Source organism: Corynebacterium sp. KPL1986, from assembly GCF_000477975.1.
Taxonomy (GTDB): Bacteria; Actinomycetota; Actinomycetes; order Mycobacteriales; family Mycobacteriaceae; genus Corynebacterium; species Corynebacterium accolens.
In genome coordinates, this window is sequence record NZ_KI515719.1 from 2,014,003 (window position 1) to 2,030,859 (window position 16,857).

General features: G+C 62.3%; 14 protein-coding genes, 1 tRNA gene and 1 other RNA gene. 12 read left to right on the plus strand and 4 right to left on the minus strand.

The window, feature by feature from the left end:
• The first annotated feature begins 171 nt into the window (after positions 1 to 171).
• The 4 genes from HMPREF1287_RS09265 (at position 172) to tgt (ending at position 5,916) form a co-directional block, all read left to right on the plus strand.
• A complete protein-coding gene (locus HMPREF1287_RS09265) occupies positions 172 to 813 on the plus strand; it encodes a heme oxygenase (biliverdin-producing) (protein WP_023016556.1) in 642 nt (213 codons plus the stop codon).
• Positions 814 to 900: 87 nt separating this feature from the next.
• Positions 901 to 1,770, plus strand: a complete 870-nt coding sequence (locus HMPREF1287_RS09270) for an HtaA domain-containing protein (RefSeq protein ID WP_023016557.1) — start codon at positions 901 to 903, stop codon at positions 1,768 to 1,770.
• Between the two features lie 238 nt (positions 1,771 to 2,008).
• Positions 2,009 to 4,663, plus strand: coding sequence for an MMPL family transporter (locus HMPREF1287_RS09275; protein ID WP_023016558.1), 2,655 nt, complete (start codon positions 2,009 to 2,011; stop codon positions 4,661 to 4,663).
• Positions 4,660 to 5,916 carry a tRNA guanosine(34) transglycosylase Tgt gene (gene tgt, locus HMPREF1287_RS09280; protein WP_023016559.1) on the plus strand — a complete coding sequence of 419 codons (1,257 nt, stop codon included), beginning with the start codon at positions 4,660 to 4,662 and terminating at the stop codon, positions 5,914 to 5,916. The genes HMPREF1287_RS09275 and tgt overlap by 4 nt, the downstream gene beginning before the upstream one ends.
• Here the strand turns inward: tgt and HMPREF1287_RS09285 are convergent.
• Complete coding sequence (locus HMPREF1287_RS09285; protein ID WP_023016560.1) at positions 5,892 to 6,584, minus strand: queuosine precursor transporter; 693 nt, start codon at positions 6,582 to 6,584, stop codon at positions 5,892 to 5,894. The genes tgt and HMPREF1287_RS09285 overlap by 25 nt on opposite strands.
• Before the next feature lie 24 nt (positions 6,585 to 6,608).
• Here HMPREF1287_RS09285 and gluQRS point away from each other — a divergent pair, with 24 nt between their 5' ends.
• From gluQRS to HMPREF1287_RS09300, 3 genes are read left to right on the plus strand one after another with little or no spacing between them, the layout of a single operon-like run.
• Positions 6,609 to 7,511, plus strand: coding sequence for a tRNA glutamyl-Q(34) synthetase GluQRS (gene gluQRS, locus HMPREF1287_RS09290; RefSeq protein ID WP_023016561.1), 903 nt, complete (start codon positions 6,609 to 6,611; stop codon positions 7,509 to 7,511).
• A 13-nt stretch (positions 7,512 to 7,524) separates the two neighbouring features.
• On the plus strand, positions 7,525 to 9,117 hold the full coding sequence (locus HMPREF1287_RS09295; protein ID WP_023016562.1) for a sodium:proton antiporter: 1,593 nt from the start codon (positions 7,525 to 7,527) through the stop codon (positions 9,115 to 9,117).
• Between the two features lie 3 nt (positions 9,118 to 9,120).
• The gene (locus tag HMPREF1287_RS09300; protein WP_005276440.1) at positions 9,121 to 9,456 is read left to right on the plus strand and encodes a hypothetical protein; all 336 of its coding nucleotides are present in this window, start codon (positions 9,121 to 9,123) and stop codon (positions 9,454 to 9,456) included.
• Here HMPREF1287_RS09300 and HMPREF1287_RS09305 read toward each other — a convergent pair.
• The 3 genes from HMPREF1287_RS09305 to HMPREF1287_RS09315 form a co-directional block, all read right to left on the minus strand.
• On the minus strand, positions 9,453 to 9,701 hold the full coding sequence (locus tag HMPREF1287_RS09305; RefSeq protein ID WP_023016563.1) for a hypothetical protein: 249 nt from the start codon (positions 9,699 to 9,701) through the stop codon (positions 9,453 to 9,455). The genes HMPREF1287_RS09300 and HMPREF1287_RS09305 overlap by 4 nt on opposite strands.
• A 25-nt stretch (positions 9,702 to 9,726) precedes the next feature.
• A complete protein-coding gene (locus HMPREF1287_RS09310; protein ID WP_023016564.1) occupies positions 9,727 to 11,268 on the minus strand; it encodes a molybdopterin-dependent oxidoreductase in 1,542 nt (513 codons plus the stop codon).
• Positions 11,269 to 11,396: 128 nt separating this feature from the next.
• Positions 11,397 to 11,485: transfer RNA gene (locus tag HMPREF1287_RS09315), tRNA-Ser, on the minus strand.
• 209 nt (positions 11,486 to 11,694) lie between these two features.
• Between HMPREF1287_RS09315 and ffs the strand changes: the two genes are divergently transcribed.
• From ffs to HMPREF1287_RS09335, 5 genes are all read left to right on the plus strand, one after another.
• Positions 11,695 to 11,791, plus strand: an RNA gene (ffs, locus tag HMPREF1287_RS12270) — signal recognition particle sRNA small type.
• Between the two features lie 65 nt (positions 11,792 to 11,856).
• Positions 11,857 to 13,128 (plus strand): aminotransferase class I/II-fold pyridoxal phosphate-dependent enzyme, encoded by a 1,272-nt coding sequence (locus HMPREF1287_RS09320; RefSeq protein ID WP_023016565.1) that lies wholly within the window; start codon positions 11,857 to 11,859, stop codon positions 13,126 to 13,128.
• 22 nt (positions 13,129 to 13,150) lie between these two features.
• On the plus strand, positions 13,151 to 13,675 hold the full coding sequence (locus HMPREF1287_RS09325) for a suppressor of fused domain protein (protein ID WP_023016566.1): 525 nt from the start codon (positions 13,151 to 13,153) through the stop codon (positions 13,673 to 13,675).
• A gap of 18 nt (positions 13,676 to 13,693) precedes the next feature.
• Entirely contained in the window at positions 13,694 to 16,426 is a 2,733-nt protein-coding gene (locus HMPREF1287_RS09330; protein WP_034653335.1) for a DNA polymerase III subunit gamma and tau, read from the plus strand.
• A 56-nt stretch (positions 16,427 to 16,482) separates the two neighbouring features.
• Positions 16,483 to 16,851, plus strand: coding sequence for a YbaB/EbfC family nucleoid-associated protein (locus HMPREF1287_RS09335; RefSeq protein WP_005276451.1), 369 nt, complete (start codon positions 16,483 to 16,485; stop codon positions 16,849 to 16,851).
• Positions 16,852 to 16,857 lie beyond the last annotated feature (6 nt).

The window sequence follows — 16,857 nt, forward strand, 5'->3', positions numbered from 1 at the left end:
GGCAGTAGCCCGGTACCGCGCATTTTGGCGGAAATTCGCCGCCTGTGACGCAGACGGATGGATAGGAGGTAGTCCTTTCGGTTGATTTTTGCGAATAGGTCTTGTAATTAAGGGTTGCCTAACTTTAAATTGAGGTTAGAAGTTAGGTAAGCATTACTTTGGAGGAAGTCAGTGACTGTCACTCTCAATAAGCCATTGTCCGCAGCGCTGCGCGAGGCAACCGCACACGCTCACGGAAATGCGGAAGGCTCTGCGTTTATGCAGCGTCTCATGTCGGGGCAGTTGAGCAGGGCGGCTGCAGCCGACCTGACCGGCCAGTTGTGGTTTGTCTATGAGTCTTTGGAGCGTGCCGTCCGCAGCGTAGCGCACACGTCGATCGGCGGTGCGGTGGCCGATCCACGCCTCGAACGTCGCTACGCACTGGAGGCGGACTTGGCGGCTCTGGTTGGCGGTGATTGGCGCGAAAAGATCCGAATCTTGCCAGCTACTGCCGCCTATGTTGCGCGTTTGGAGGAAGTGTCCGGCAGTGCGGTAGAGGTCGTGGCTCATCACTATGTCCGTTACCTTGGGGATGTCTCCGGGGGGCAGGTCATTGCTGCGCGCTTAGGTGCACTCTATGACATTGAATCGGATGCGCTGAACTTCTATGACTTCACTGCTATTGGCAAGATTCCTCCGTATCGCAAGGGGTATCGCCAGCGTCTAGATAACCTTTCGCTGACTGCAGGGGAACGAGGGGTCTTGTTGTCTGAGGCACAGCGCGCGTTCGCTTTCAATTCGGGAGTTTTCGCAGAACTAGATGAGCGTCACTGATTTACTTTTTCCAATCAACTAACTAAAGTAAGCCTTGCCTAATATTGATAGGCAAGGCTTCACCAATGCTCTCAAGAGGAGAATCTCATGAAAACAACATCTGTTATCGCAGCCGGTGCGGTTGCACTCGGCACCTTTACGGTCCCTATGGCCACCGCAGCTGAGGCTCCGGCTGATGGTTCTACCGGGATCGCCGCTGTGGAATCCGGCCAACTTAATTGGCCGATCAAAGAATCCTTCATTCACCACTTGGGTACCCCGTTTGCTAAAGGTGTCATTACTCCAGCCGAAGGCGCAGAAAAGGTAGACAAGGATTTCACCTTCCCCGTCGATGTAGCCGAGACCACCCTAGACGCCGATGGCAATGGAACGATTGGTACCAAGGGGTCTGTGCACCTTCAGGGCTATCCAGGGCTGGGGCCTAACGGCTCCTACGGTATGGACTTGATGTTCTCGGATATTAAGGTGGAAGTAAAAGGCCAAGATGCCACCATTACCGCGGACTATAAGCTTACCGGTGCCTCCGGCCCATTTAAGGACCAGCCTGTCGACCTATCTGGTGATGATGCCGCAATCTCTACCTTCAAGCTCTCCGAGCCTTTGGTGCCAGAGACCGGCAAGAGCTACGCCACAACCGATGCCCCGACCTCGTTCACCCAGACTGGCTCTGACATCTTCTTGGGCAAGTACCCAGTGGGGCAGCCACTAGATGATGCCGACACGGATTTCACCGTGGCATTCGAGGGTGCTTCCGCGAGCGATAAGCCGTCTGGCCAGGTGCCCCCAGAAAACAAGCCCTCCGAACAAAATCCTGCGGCCGATGGTTCTTCTCTAGGAAGCTCCTCCCTCGGCAAGCTGGATGGGGCTATTGCTGCCATTCTCGAGCGAGTGAAGAAAATCGGTTCTGCCTTTTCTAATCTGGTTCTTCCCGGCTTGAACCTGGCAAAGTACGTTTAAGTAGGAAGAAATCTTATAACTGGGTACCGTCCCAGCACCTTATCGTGGCCCCCGACCTAGTCTTCGACTATATCGGGGCCACGAAATTTTTGCGCAGGGAGGGGCACCCTGCCGCCTTGGCATCGTCTGTGAATACTGGCTGCAAGCCGGCTAGGTAATAGGGAATACCGGACATGGCCATTACACTAGGGCGAAGTTCAATCAGTCCGACTACGCGAATGCGAAGGTACAACTTCCCGTGGCTAAACTCCTTTACCGGCTAGGGCGCTGGTCTTTCCTTAATAAATGGAAGGTCATCGTTGCGTGGGTGGTGCTGCTTGCCGCCGTTGGTGGTGCCGCCGCCATGCTAATGAAGCCGATGACTAGCGAGTTCGCTATCAAAGGCACCCCGTCCATCGATGCCACTTACAAGACGATGGACCTCTTCCCGGAGGGCGGCAATCCCGCCAACTCGCCGTCGGTGAACTTGGTATTCAAGGCCCCGGAGGGCCAAAAGCTTTCGGATTCCGCCAACGACAAGGCCATCGACGCGGTCATTTCCCACCTCGAGGATAACCTGGAGATGGGCGATACCATGCGCTTTGGCAACCCCCTTGAGGTCTCGCCGCGGCTGCAGGACGAGGTCATCCACCAGTTCACGGAGATGGGGCTGCCGGAATCATCCGCGCGTGCCGATGCCGATAACCTCGCCATGGTCAACGAAGACGAGACCATTGCCTATACCACCTTCAACTTCGATGCCGAATCGCCCTATAGCGTGGAGCAGGCCGATAAGGACATCGTGACGGAAGCGATGGATATTGGCAGGCAGCAGGGGCTTACCGTTGAGGCCGGCGGCGCCGGGTTTGGCGATGAGATTCGGGTCAATTCCACCTCCGAGGTCATCGGCCTGGGCGTGGCCTTCCTCGTGCTCATCTTTACCTTCGGTTCCCTGGTCGCCTCCGGAATGCCGCTGATTTCGGCCGTCATCGGGGTTGGCCTGGGCGCATGCGGCATGATGATTACCACGCACTGGATAGAGCTCAACAACATGACGCCGGTGCTGGCCATCATGATTGGCCTGGCGGTGGGCATCGACTATGCGCTGTTTATCCTGTCCCGCTACCGCGCCGAGCGGGCCCGCATGTCCGCCCCAGAGGCCGCCGGTATGGCGGCAGGAACGGCGGGCTCGTCCGTGGTCTTTGCCGGCACCACCGTCTTTACCGCGCTTTTTGCCCTGCTCATCGCGCGCATCGAATTCCTCACCGCCATGGGGTTTTCCGCCGCGGCAACCGTGGCCATCGCCGTCCTCGTCTCCCTCACGCTCATCCCCGCGATGCTCGGACTTTTGGGGGACAAGGCATTTGCCGGCCGCATCCCCGGCGTGGCCGGCAATTCTTCCCGCAAGGGCAAGGCGCGCCGCGGCCCGACCATGGGCAATCGCTGGGTACGGCTGGTACAAAAGGTGCCCGGCTTGGCGATGGCCCTCGTCGTCCTCTCCCTCGGCGCCATGACTGCCCCCGTGCTTCACATGGATTTGGCGCTGCCTGCCGATACCACCTCGAATCCCGATACCACCCAGCGCAAGGCCGCCGACCTGCTGGCTGAAGGCTTCGGCCCCGGCATCAACGGGCCGTTCCTCGCGGTTGTCGATGCCCACACCATCAACGCCGATTCCGCCGCGCTCGCCCCATTGGTGGCAGCCCAGGGCGGACAGGACGAACCCGAGGAAAACGCCGGCGAGGGCGCCAGTGAGGCACCCGCCGAAGGCCCTGCCGATAACCCGGCCGACCATGCGCCTGACAACGCGCCTGAGCCCGCGCCGAACGAGGCGCCCGACCAGCCAGCCGAGCACCCGGCAGAACACCCCGCGGATCAGCCAGCAGATCAACCCGGCGAACAGCCAGCGGAGCCGGAAATCGCCCCCGTCGCAGAGGTCGAGGACAAGGAAGCAGCTGCTGCGCCGAAGAGCGCCGAGGACAAGGCGGCGCTGGCGTCCTTCCTCTATACCGCGGATCAATTAAAGACGCTCGGCGGGGTAAAGCACGCGCAAATCGTTTCGCTCAGCGATGATCAGCGCGCGGCACAAATCATGGTGACCCCGGAAACCTCGCCGACGGAAGCGGCAACCATTGATGTCGCGCACGCGCTGCGCTCTGCTACCAAGCAGATCGAAGGCACCACCGGCACCGAAGTCGGCCTGACGGGCCTGACCGCCGTGCAGCTGGACATCACCGAGCGCCTGCGCGATGCCATGGCGCCGTACCTCAGCATCGTCGTGGGGCTGGCGATCGTGCTGCTGCTCGTCGTCTTCCGCTCCCTCCTGGTGCCGCTGGTGGCGGGCTTGGGCTTCCTGCTTTCGGTTGGCGGCGCGTTCGGCCTGACGGTGCTGGTATGGCAAGACGGCCTGTGGGGCCTCGTCCCGGGCCCTGGCCCGCTGCTATCGTTCATGCCGATCTTCCTCATCGGCGTGACCTTCGGCCTGGCCATGGATTACCAGGTCTTCCTAGTCACCCGCATGCGCGAGCACATCGCGCGGCATCCGAAGGGCACGTCGGGGCCCTATAATGCCGTCGACGAGGCCACCATCACCGGCTTTACCCAGGGCGCGCGCGTGGTGACGGCCGCGGCGATCATCATGATTTCGGTCTTCGTGGCCTTTATCAACCAGCCGCTGCCGTTCATCCAGATCTTTGGCTTTGCCTTGGCGGCGGGCGTGCTTTTCGATGCCTTCTTTGTCCGCATGACCCTCGTCCCTGCCTCCATGTTCCTCATGGGCCGCGCTACGTGGTGGATGCCCAAGTGGCTGGATAAGATCCTGCCCACCGTAGACATCGAAGGCACCGCGCTTGAGGAAGAATGGGAAGCACAACACGGCCAGAAAGCCAGGGAAGAAGAGGAAGAAAAGGAATGAAGGACTTAAGTTTCGACATCGATAAGCGCCTGCCCGAAGGCCCCGGCAAGCATGGCCGCAGTGGTGTTATCCACACCCCGCACGGCGATATCGCCACCCCGGCGTTTATCCCAGTGGCGACCAAGGCCACGGTAAAGACACTGACGCCGGAGCAGATTCGCGCCACCGGAACGCAGGCCATTTTGTCCAATGCCTATCACCTCTACCTGCAGCCGGGCCACGACATCGTGGACGAGGCCGGCGGCGTGGCGAAATTCGAGAACTGGCACGGGCCGACCTACACCGATTCCGGCGGATTCCAGGTGATGTCTTTGGGCGTGGGCTTTAAAAAGGTCATCGCCATGGACTTGGCGGATCTCACCGAAAAGGATATTCGCGCCGCGAAAAGGGAGCGCATGGCCAAGGTGGATGAGGAAGGCGTGGATTTCCGCTCGATTATCGATGGCTCCAAGCACCGCTTTACGCCCGAAAAGTCCATGCAGATTCAGCACGGGCTGGGCGCGGATATCATGTTCGCCTTCGACGAGCTGACCACGCTCATTGATTCGCGCACCTACCAGGAGGAATCCGTCGCCCGCACGCACCGGTGGGCGCAGCGGTGCCTGGAGGAACACGATCGGCTCACCCGCGAGCGCTACCACCGCCCAAAGCAATCGCTGTGGGGCGTGGTGCAGGGAGCGCAATACGAGGACCTGCGCCGCCAGGCCACCCGCGGGCTCTTGGATTTGGATCGCGCCGCGCGAGAGAAGGGCCGGCGCGGATTCGGTGGCTTTGGCATCGGCGGTGCGCTGGAAAAGCAGAACCTCGGCACCATCGTGGGCTGGGTGTGCGATGAACTACCGGACGATAAACCGCGCCACCTGCTCGGCATCTCCGAACCGGATGACATCTTTACCGCGGTCGAAGCCGGCGCCGATACCTTCGATTGCGTCGCGCCGACCCGCCTGGCTCGCCGCGGTGGCGTCTACACGCTTGATGGCCGCCTTAACCTCACCAATGCGCGGTTCAAGCGGGATTTCAAGGGCATCGACGAGGAATTCGGCGGCTACGTGACGGAGAACTACTCGCGCGCCTACCTGCACCACCTGCTCAAGGCGAAGGAATTTTTGGCCGGTACGTTGTGCACCATCCACAACGTGGAATTCATGGTGCGGTTAGTAGATAATATCCGCGCAGCGATCAACGGCGGCTACTACGAGGACTACCGCGATGAGTTCCTAGGCCGCTACTACGCGGCGTCGAAGGCGCGGTAATCCTCGCGCTTTTTCACCAGCTTGATAACCGTGGAGGTAATGGGCAAGAGGACGACCTCAATCAGCGTCTTCCACACAAAGCCCACCACCACGTAGTTGATGAACCCGCTCGTGGTGTCGATGCCGATGACGGGCGCGGCGATGGCGCAAAACAGCAAGGTATCGCCAAACTCGCCCACCACGGTGGAGGCGATCAACCGGGAGAAAAGGCCCTTTTCGCCGGTGCGCTTCTTCATCGCGGTCAGCGTCCACGCGTTGAGCAGCTGGCCCACCAGATAGCCGGCCAGGGAAGCCAAAACGATGCGCGGCACTAGGCCCAGCGTGGCGGCGAAGGCCTCCTGCCCCTCATAGAAATCCGCTGCGGGCAGCCAGATGGCGATGTAGAAACACACGACGGCGAGCAGGGCCATCGCAAAGCCGATGTAGATGGCGCGCCGGGTGGACTTGAAGCCGTAGCACTCGGATAAAACGTCGCCGACGATATAGGCCAGCGGGAAGAGGAAGAAGGCGCCATCGGTCACGAGCGGCCCAAGCTGGACGCCCTTGGTGGCGTTGATATTAGAAATCAAAAACGTCACGACGAAAATGGTGACGAGCCAGGGATAGAGAGTGGAATGAACGGGGATAAAGCGCACTTGAGAGGAGGGGGATTTTTCCATGCCCACCATTGTGCCAAACCGTATGCTGGGAATATGAATTCCGCGACCACCGGGGCGGGCCGCTATGCCCCGAGCCCTTCTGGCGATCTCCACTTTGGCAACCTGCGCACGGCGCTTCTGGCGTGGCTCTACGCGCGGTCGACGGGGCGCAGGTTTGTGGTGCGGGTGGAGGACATCGATAAGCAGCGCTCCTCCCGCGCGGCGGCCGAGCGACAGCTCGCGGACCTTGCGGCCTTGGGGCTGGAGTGGGACGGCGAGGTCATCTACCAGCAGGATCGCGATGCCGCCTACGCCGCGGCGCTCCAGAAGCTGCCGGTCTACGAGTGCTACTGCTCGCGCAAGGATATCCGCGAAGCCTCCCGCGCTCCGCACGCCATTCCGGGCCAGTACCCGGGCACCTGCCGTGCGCTTTCCGATGCCCAACGTGCCACCAAACGCGCCCAGCTCGCCGCCGATAACCGCCAGCCGGCGCTGCGCCTGCGCGCCGATGTCTCCAGCTTCACCATCCACGACGCCCTGCACGGCGATTTCACCGGCGAAGTTGATGATTTCATCCTGCGCCGCGGCGGGCAGGACGGCGGCTGGGCCTATAACCTGGCGGTGGTTGTGGATGATGCCTACCAGGGCATCGACCAGGTGGTCCGCGGCGACGATCTCTTATCCTCCGCCCCGCGCCAGGCTTATCTTGCTTCCTTATTGGGGATTGCACCGCCGACCTACGTGCACGTGCCGCTGGTTCTGAATGCTGCGGGCAAGCGCCTGGCTAAGCGCGATGGCGCGGTGACGATGCGGGAGATGGGGGAGATGGGGGAGCCGAGGGGCATCGTCAAGCAGCTGGCGCAGTCTTTGGGCTATGAGGCGGAGACCGCCGCCGAGCTCCTCGCGCAATTCCAGCCGGAGGAATTGAGCCGCGAGCCGTATATTTGGCGCGCGTAATACTATCGAGCCCATGGAAGTTTTATTGGTTCTCATCGGGCTCATGCTGCTGACCGTCTTCGTCGTTGCGATCGGCGATAGGGTCGGGCTGCCCTGGCCCGCGCTGCTGACGATTATTACCGCCTGCGCCGTTTTCGTGCCGGGGCTGCCGCAATTCGACATCCCCACCGAGCTCATCCTTCCCATCTTTTTGCCGCCGCTGCTGTGGGCGCTGGCGCGGCGCACGTCCTGGGGCGTGATTCGCGGGCAGTGGGTGACCATCCTGAGCCTGTCCGTGCTGCTTGTCGTCGCCACCACCCTGGCCGTGGGCGCGACCGCCTACGCATTCCTGCCGGGGATTAGCATCGCCGCCGCCATCCTCATCGGCGCGGCCATCGCCCCGCCGGACCCCGTGGCCGTGGACGCGGTGGCCGAGCCCGCCGGCATCCCGCGCCGCATCATCACCACCTTGCAAACGGAGGGGCTATTTAATGATGCCGCCTCCATCGTCGCCTTCCACCTCGCGCTCGCCGCCGTGACCCAGGGCGGGGATATTTCCTTTGGCAGCGGCGTGCTGAGCTTCCTTTATTCGTCCGTCGTCGCGCTTGCCATTGGCTGGCTCATCGGGCGGCTGACGGCGCTGTTTATTACACACGTCCACGATGTGGTCGCGCGCAATGCTTTGACCTGGGTGGTTCCTTTTGCCACCTTCCTCGTGGCCGAGGAGCTGGAGGCCTCTGGTGTTATCGCCGTGGTCATCGCCGCCGTCGAGCTCAACTCGCGCGCCGATATCCAGGCCGAGGACCGGCTTTCCGGCCAGTCTTTCTGGGAGACCATGGAGCTGCTGTTTACCGGTGTCGCCTTTGGCCTTATCGGGCTGACGGTTAATACCGCCATCGCGGAGGTCGGCTCGGATTTGTGGCACTCCGTCATGGTCGGCGTGATCCTTTCGCTGGTGGCCTTCGTGGTGCGTTTTGTGTGGATGTTCTTCTACTACCGCCTCAACGTCTCGCGCGGGCGCCCGCACGTTGCCCCGCTGCGGATGCAGGAGGTGCTGCTGATGACCTGGTCCGGCATGCGCGGCCTGGTGACCTTGGCGCTGGTTTTGTCCATTCCCACCGGCGTCTTCGCCTTCCACCACGAGCTGGCCGTTATCGCCCTGACCGTCCTGCTGGTCACCATGGTGCTGCCCGGCCTGCTGCTGCCGTGGTTGATGCGGCAGCTCGATCTCACCGAGGCCTCGCAGGCCGCCAACGATAAGATGCGCGCCGCGGTGGTTTCGCGGGCGCGCGCCGCCAGCATCGATGCGCTATCGCAATTCCGCCCCGAGGACGATGCCACCGGCGAGGCCGAAACGGTCGATCCGGAAATTTCCGCCAACGTCATCCAGTGGTTCGAGGACCGCCTGGGCGATGGCGAAAACCCCGCTGAGAATAACGACGAGCGCAAGCAGCGCGCCGAGGAGGCCCGCCGTGTCGCGCTGGAGGCCCGCCGCACCGCGCTCAATGCCGCGCAGAGCGAGCTCCTAGCCCTGCGCAAGGATCGGGCCTTCAATCCGGCCATCGTGGATGAGATACTGGAAGAGATCGACCGCATGGTCATCGGCACTAAGCACCGGGAGATTTAGCCCATGGATCCACAACACTATGCCGAGCTCGAGGACGCGATGGACTACCTCTACGATTTCCTCGATGAGGACTTGGCGGACCGCGTGCGCGCCGAGCGCGAGTTCGTTCCGGCGGGCCTAGAAAGCTTGCTTGCCGATGACTCCCTCGACGACTACGTCTGGCTCTGGATCAAGGATTCCGGGCCGAATGGCTTCCGGCAGTACCTGCGCGATGGCGGTTATTCCGAGGCCGAGGTGCGCCAGACCTTTGCCTGGGCGCGCAGCGAGTGGGGCATGAATACCCCACCGCATATCGCGTGGCTTAAAGAGGACGGCTACGAGCCGCCGCGCATCGACTAGGCGAGGCGGTACGGCCCCGCCTTGCGCACCGCCGCATCGATGACTTCTGGGTTCACCGTGACGGACTCGGAGTGCTTGATGACGACATCCGCGGTGGCCTCCCCGGTCATCTCGAAGGTGGCTTGGCCCATTCCCGTATCGGCAAAGATGCCGTAGAGCTTTTGCAGGCACTTGCGTACGTCATTGTCGTTGCGGACGCCTTCGATGGCGATGCGGGTTTCGGTGACGGAAGATTTATCAGTCATAGAAACAGATTCTAATCCTTCGATGCTAGATGCGGCCGTTGAAGGCCTGGAGCGCGGAATCCTCGCGGGTGCCGCCGCGGCCATCGCCGTAGTCGGCGTAATCACCAATCCAGGCAATCCGCGATACCCACTTCACGGCCTTATACCCGTGGTTCGACTCCACGCGGGCGCGCACTGGGGCGCCCAAGTGCAGATCGATGTCCTGGTCATTGCGCGAAATAGCCAAAATGGACTGATCCTCCATCGCCGTTTCGACATCGAAGGCCGCGTAGAAAGGCTCGCGCGGGCGGTTATCGTACATCTTCTGCGCCAAACCATAGGACTCGATAAGCACGTAGTTGGCGCCTTCGGGGCGGGGGCAGAGTAGCTCGAGGACATCGACAAGCTTGGGACCTCCCCACTTGGAGGTCGCCGACCACCCCTGCATACAGGTATGCGTGGCGATGTAGGACGTCTGCGGCAGCTCCCGCAACTGCTCAAGGGTGACGGTCTTTTCGGTGCCGTTGACATCATCAGCCACGGTAATGGCGTAATCCTGCCAGCCATTGCGCTTGTACTCGGTCCACTCAGGGGACTCCTTCTCCGTCGGCGGCAGGCCGTTGGTCCAGTGGAAGGAGGAAATGGGCATCGGCGAGTCCTTGGTCTCCTTGGGCTTGCGCGGGTGGAAGTGATTCAGCGAAAGCTTGCGGCCGATTTCGGTGAACGAGACCAAGAAATTATGCGCCCGGGCGCGGTCTGCCAAGGTCCAGTAGGACAGGGCAATCCAGAAGATGATGACCGCCACGATGGTGATGACCACGGTGGTAAAGGCCTGCATGTAGCGCTCGGTGGAGACGTCGCCGAAGACGATGTGGACCATGTTGTGCTCGCGGTGCACGAAGAAGACCAGCACCACGTGGACCAGGATGAACGCGGACATTAAGACCATGCCGATAAAGTGCAGCGACCGCGCGCCCTGGTGCCCGCCCAACATCTTCACGAACCACGGGAAGCGCACGCGGATGGCCGGCGACATGCCCAGACCGGTCACCATCATGAAGGGCGCGACGATGAAGATGACGAAGGCGTAGGCAAGCTGCTGGAGGGCATCGTAGGGCGTGAAGTGCTCGATGCCGGGGGCGCTGAGGCTGATATAGACCTTGAAGGTATCCCAGGCCTCCGGGATGATGTCCCAGGACGTGGGGATGAGGCGCTGCCACAGGCCAGTGGCAAAGAGCAGCACGACATATACCAGGCCATTGAGGACCCACAGCATGACCGAAAGGCCATGCCAGTGGCGGCCGAGGCCCACGTTTTCGCGGCCCGGCAGGGTCACCAGCGGCGACCACGAAAGCTCGTCCATCAAAGAGGTATACACGCCCTCTTCCTTGGGCAGCTTGCGCTTGGTAAATCGCAGCCATTCGGTGCCAGGGGCGCAGTCATTGCGCCACCACAGGCGCGGCATGGAAGAAAGCATTTCCAGCCCAGAGCGCAAGAGCATGCCGATGAGTACAAAGTTGATGAGGTGCGTCGCGCGAAGCCACAAAGGAAAATCGGGGTTTTCGCCGAGAGCCAAGACATAGTCCATGGGGAGAGCGTCCTAGTGAGATAATTTATGGGGAAAGGAACTATCTCTATTTTGACGGGTTTTCACGGATTAAACAAGCAGGCTGTAGATATGTGAAAATCCCGACTCTTTCGAGCCGGGATTTCCAGTGGCGGAGGATGTGGGATTTGAACCCACGAGGGGCGTGAACCCCGCACGCGTTCCAGGCGTGTGACATAGGCCGCTAGTCGAATCCTCCGAGAAGAAACATTAGCAGCCGTGGCAATTAGAATGCCAATCGCCTGGTCAGTGCCGATTTTTGGGCAATTATTGGGTTTCGGTAGGGCAGGACCCGGCGCTCACCGAACTGCTGCCGCTTGCCGATGCCCCCACAGCCTTCCGCCTCGCCCCAAGCGATGTCGGGCGGCGGTGTATTTGGCTTATGCGGGCCGTGGGCGTTAAGGTAAAGACAGGATTCCGCGTGGCGTCCATCCTCTGAACTCCCCCAGGGCAGGAATGCAGCAAGGGTCAGGAGGCTCTGACGGGTGCGCGGGGTCCCTTTTTTGTGCAGGGTGCGTTAGTATTGGTGGCTAAACGTCGCACCACACTACGGAAGGTAAGACATAACTAATGTCGCTTCTCACTCTGGAATCGTCCGCTTTGGCAGAACTTGCCGTGAAAGTCCGCGAAGAATATGCGGGACTGAAGGCAAAGGGCCTCAAGCTGGATTTGACCCGTGGCAAGCCATCGAAGGCGCAGCTCGATCTCTCCAACGCGCTGTTATCGCTGCCGGGTGAGGGAAACTACACCGATTCTGAAGGCGCTGACCTGCGCAACTACGGCAACCTGAAGGGCGTGAAGAAGCTGCGTGAGCTGTGGGGCGAGTTAATCAATATTGACCCAGAGCTCTTGCTGGCAGGCGATAGCTCCTCGCTCAACATCATGTTCGACCTGATTTCTTGGTCCTATATCTTCGGCACCAATGATTCGCCGCGCCCGTGGAGCGAGGAAGAAACCGTCAAGTGGATCTGCCCGGTTCCCGGCTATGACCGGCACTTTGCCATCACGGAGCTCTTCGGCTTCGAGTTGGTGACGGTGCCGATGGAAGACGACGGCCCGGATGTCGAGGCCATCGCTAAGCTCGCCCAGGACCCACAGGTCAAGGGCATGTGGCTCATCCCCATGTTCTCCAACCCCACCGGCGTACTCATTTCGGAGGAAAAGACCCGCCGCCTGGCGGAAATGGATACCGCGGCGCCCGACTTCCGCATCGTGTGGGATAACGCCTATGCAGTACACACGCTGACAGAGGAGTTTCCGGAAGTCTTGCCGGTTCTGGACATCGCCAAGCAGGGCGGGCACCCCAACCGCTTCTGGGCCATGTCCTCGAGCTCCAAGGTCACCTTCGCGGGCTCCGGCGTGAGCTTCTTCGGCTCCTCGGCAGAGAACCTCGACTGGTACCTGGAGCACGCGGGCATCCGCGGCATTGGGCCGAATAAGATTAACCAGTTCGCCCACGCCGAGTTCTTCGGCTCCGCGGACGGCGTGCGCGAGCTGATGCGCCGCCACGCCGAGCTGCTGGCGCCGAAGTTTGCCGCCGCGCGCCGCATCCTGGATGAGCGCCTGGGCGAGTACGGCGTGGCGGAATGGACCGACCCAGCGGGCGGCTACTTCATCTCCATGGACGTCGTCGACGGCACCGCCACCCGCGTGTGGGAACTGGCCAAGGACGCCGGCATCGTGCTCACCAAGGCGGGCGCGGCCTACCCGCACGGACGCGATGAGAATGACCGCAATATCCGCCTTGCGGTGTCGCTGCCGCCGCAGGAGGAAATCGAGGAAGCCATCGACGGCGTTGCCACCTGCGTGCTCCTGGCGGCCATCGAAAAGGCGGAGGGCTAAAATCAACGCCGACGAATCCGCCGTGTGGCTCAGCGAGGTCATCCCGGCTCCCCTGGAGTTCCGGTACGTCGACGGGCGCAGGCTGGGTTTAGCCACGCTTGCCGATGCCCAATCCCTCGCCCTCACCACCACCTTCAACGACGTCGATACCGGCCTGCGCAGCGATGCCGAAGGCCTAGATGTGCGCTGCGAACTCGTCACTGTAGCGCGCGTGGGCCAGCCCGAAGTCGCCGCTGCAGTGGGGGCTGCCGCCGCGAAGCTGGAGAAGGCGGGCGGCCTCTTGCCCGCGCAACCCGGCGTCTTGCTACCATCGCTTCTTGATCTCCCCGGCGAGCCGTCCGTGCACCACGGGCTGCTCATCGCCCCGTACCTCTGGGGCGGGCAGACGCCGCAATACCGCGAGGATGACCGCCTGACGCTCGTGCTGCAGTTGGTCATGCTGACGGATGCGGAATATGCGTTTGGGGTGGAAGAGGGCGTCGGCAAGCTGCAAGAGGCTGTGGCCGAGCAGGGCATTGACCTGCTGGACTGGTCGCGCGAGGGTTAGCCGGTAAACTGGCTAACCGTGGCTTTATACCGGAAATACCGTCCAGCAACGTTTGCCGAGGTCGTGGGGCAAGAGCAGGTCACCACGCCGCTATCTGCCGCCCTCGACGCGGGGCGCATCAACCACGCCTACCTCTTTTCCGGCCCGCGCGGCTGCGGTAAGACGTCTTCGGCGCGGATTATGGCCCGCTCGCTCAACTGCGAGCACGGGCCCACCTCGACGCCGTGCGGCAAGTGTGATTCGTGCGTGTCACTCGCGCCCGGCGGCCCGGGCAACCTGGACGTGACGGAGCTCGACGCCGCCTCGCACAATGGCGTGGAGGACATGCGTGAGCTGCGCGACCGCGCCTACTATGCGCCGGCGGAATCGCGCTATCGCATCTTCATCATCGACGAGGCGCACATGATTTCCCCGTCCGGTGCCAATGCGCTGCTCAAGGTGGTTGAAGAGCCGCCGGAGCACGTGATTTTCATCTTTGCGACGACGGAGCCGGAAAAGATCATCGGCACCATTCGCTCCCGGACGCACCACTATCCCTTCCGCTTGCTTACCCCGCCCGCGATGAAGGGGCTGCTGCAAAGGACCGTCGCCTCTGAGGGCGTGCAGGTTGAAGACGCCGTCTATCCCATGGTCATTGAGGCCGGCGGCGGTTCCCCGCGCGATACCTTGTCGCTACTGGACCAGCTTTTGGCTGGTGCGGGCCCCGATGGCCTGACCTATGACCTTGCGCGCCCGCTGCTGGGCGTTACCGACGTCACGCTTCTCGATGACACCATCGCCACCCTTGCCGAAAACGACAAGGCCGGCCTTTTTGCGCAGATCGACAACGTCATCGAGGCTGGCCACGACCCGCGCCGCTTCGCCGTGGATCTGCTCGACCGCTTGCGCGACCTGATGATCCTGCAGGCCGTGCCGGACGCCATCGATGCCGGCCTGGTTTCCGCGCCTACCGACCGCGCCGAGGTGCTCACCGCCCAAGCGCAGCGCTTTTCCGGACCGCAGCTGACCTACCTTGCCTCCACCGTCAATGACCGCATCAGCGATCTGACCGGGGCCACCTCGCCGCGCCTGCTGCTCGAAATCATGTGCGCACACCTGCTCATCGGTACCTCGTCCAGCGCGGCGCCGGGTGCAGCTCTGGGCGCCGCGAGCCAGCCAGGCCAATTGCCTCAGGCCGCCCAACCCAGCGGCGCCCCGCAATCCGCACAGGCAAGCCAGCCCAACCAGGCCGGCCAAGGGGCACAATCGGCGCAGGCAGCGCAGTCAGGGCAGCCAGGACAATCGGGCCAGGCGGCACCCTCTGCGGGAAACGGCCCCGCCTTTTCGGGGGCCCAAGACCCGCAGTCGGCAGCGGCCGCCATCATCGCGCGGCGCCGCGCAAAGTCCCAGGCCCAGCAAAACCAGCCTGCTCCGGGCTCCACCGCACCGGCGGAGCCACAGCAACGACAAAACCAGGCCGCCACGGGCCCTACTGGCTCAGAGGTGCCTGCACAACAATCAAATCAAGCGGCCGCTGGCACCGAGGCACAGGGGACGCAATCGACATCACCGTCACCATCGTCTCAACCGGAGGCAACGGTGCAGCAATCGCGTGCCGAGCATGAGGGCGCCGCGCAGTCGGCGCAGGCCACCCCGGATGAGCAGTCTGCGCAGCCAGCACCGGCGGCGCAACATGAACAGCCAGCGCAAACGGAGTCGACAGGGGCTGAGAATCAGGGACGATCTGAGTTGTCCCAAGAACAACCGAGCGCGGAGCATGCGCAATCGGCGCAGGCTGATTGGGCTGGGCGGCCTGAGCAGCAGTCCACGGATTCGCAGTCTAGCGATGTGCCTGAAAAGGACGCTTCGCCTGCTGGAGCAGGCGACGACGTAAAAACTGACGATGGCGCGGATCCATGGGGTCAGGCGCGTCAGGTTCCGCAGAATGCGTCAGCCCGCGGCAACGGCCAGGCGGAGCCGCTGGAGAAGCCGGTGCCGGCGGCGACAGCGCAGTCGGAGAGGCAGAGCCAGACCCAGGCAGCGCAGGCGCCAGCGCAGCCGGAGGGGCAGCAACAAGACCATGGAGAACAACAGCAGGCGCAGGGGGCATCGGCAAGCGGCGATGACGGTGACTTCGTGGATGCGGTGAAGAGGAAATGGGTGGAGCTGAGGGGGAGCGTCGGCAAGCGTAATAAGGTTGCTGAAATCATGCTTGCCGAAGCCCGCGTGCTCGGGTTCCGCGATAATACGCTGACGTTGGGGCATACCACCGGTGCGCTGGCAGAACGCATCAATGCGCCGGCGAATAATTCCGTCATCGTGGACGTGCTGCGGGAGGAATTCCAGCGTGATATTGAGGTCAATTGCGTAGTGGGCACGGACCCGAAGACCGCCGGTTTCGATGCGCCGCAGGCCCCGCAAGCTAAACCCGAATGGAACCCCAACGCGCCCGAGCGGGAGCCCAGCGACGATAAGGAGGCGGAGAGTAAGCCTGGTTGGCGCTCGCGCATCGCCAAGGCAAGCGAGGTGGCGAAGCAGCGCGATGAGGAATTCGCGCGCACGCCGCAATTTAGCAACGGGGTGCCGCTGCCGCCTGAGCCGGAGGGCCCCGCGGACGAGCCGCCGCCGGAAGAACCGCCGGCCTATACCCGCGATGACGAAGAACGCGACATGGTCGAAGCCGCGCAGTCCGCAGGCGAAATGGACCACCGCAGCGCCACCGAGGTGGCGATGGAGCTCGTGGAAAAGGAACTAGGCGCTCGCCGTGTCTAGGACTGTGGCACGGTAGACTCGGGCGGTAGCAAAGCTATTGAGAAAGGACGAAAGCTATGGCTGAACAAGATTCCACCCCACAACCCAACGACATGAATGACCTCATCGCGCAGGCCGCGCAGGTGCAGGCCGAGCTGCAGAAGGCGCAGGAAGAAATCCTGGCCACCAACGTTGAGGGCAGCGCGGGCAATGGTCTGGTTAAGGTGACCATGACCGGTGGCGCCGAGCTGGTAGACCTGCAGATTGATAAGTCCGTGGTTGACCCGGAGGACATCGATACGCTGCAGGACCTGGTGATGGGCGCGTTTAAGGATGCCCACGCCGCTGCGGGCAAGCTGGCACAGGAAAAGATTGGTCCCCTCTCGCAGGGCATGGGCGGCCAGGGCGGACCGTCGATGGATGACATGTTCGGCGGCAATTTCTAGCTGGGC

Excerpts from the sequence above, each read along its gene's own strand:
- HMPREF1287_RS09270 (WP_023016557.1), top strand. The coding sequence starts at position 901 with ATGAAAACAACATCTGTTATCGCAGCCGGTGCGGTTGCACTCGGCACC.
- tgt (WP_023016559.1), top strand. The coding sequence starts at position 4,660 with ATGAAGGACTTAAGTTTCGACATCGATAAGCGCCTGCCCGAAGGCCCC.
- HMPREF1287_RS09285 (WP_023016560.1), bottom strand. The coding sequence starts at position 6,584 with ATGGTGGGCATGGAAAAATCCCCCTCCTCTCAAGTGCGCTTTATCCCC.
- gluQRS (WP_023016561.1), top strand. The coding sequence starts at position 6,609 with ATGAATTCCGCGACCACCGGGGCGGGCCGCTATGCCCCGAGCCCTTCT.
- HMPREF1287_RS09295 (WP_023016562.1), top strand. The coding sequence starts at position 7,525 with ATGGAAGTTTTATTGGTTCTCATCGGGCTCATGCTGCTGACCGTCTTC.
- HMPREF1287_RS09300 (WP_005276440.1), top strand. The coding sequence starts at position 9,121 with ATGGATCCACAACACTATGCCGAGCTCGAGGACGCGATGGACTACCTC.
- HMPREF1287_RS09305 (WP_023016563.1), bottom strand. The coding sequence starts at position 9,701 with ATGACTGATAAATCTTCCGTCACCGAAACCCGCATCGCCATCGAAGGC.
- HMPREF1287_RS09310 (WP_023016564.1), bottom strand. The coding sequence starts at position 11,268 with ATGGACTATGTCTTGGCTCTCGGCGAAAACCCCGATTTTCCTTTGTGG.
- HMPREF1287_RS09320 (WP_023016565.1), top strand. The coding sequence starts at position 11,857 with ATGTCGCTTCTCACTCTGGAATCGTCCGCTTTGGCAGAACTTGCCGTG.
- HMPREF1287_RS09335 (WP_005276451.1), top strand. The coding sequence starts at position 16,483 with ATGGCTGAACAAGATTCCACCCCACAACCCAACGACATGAATGACCTC.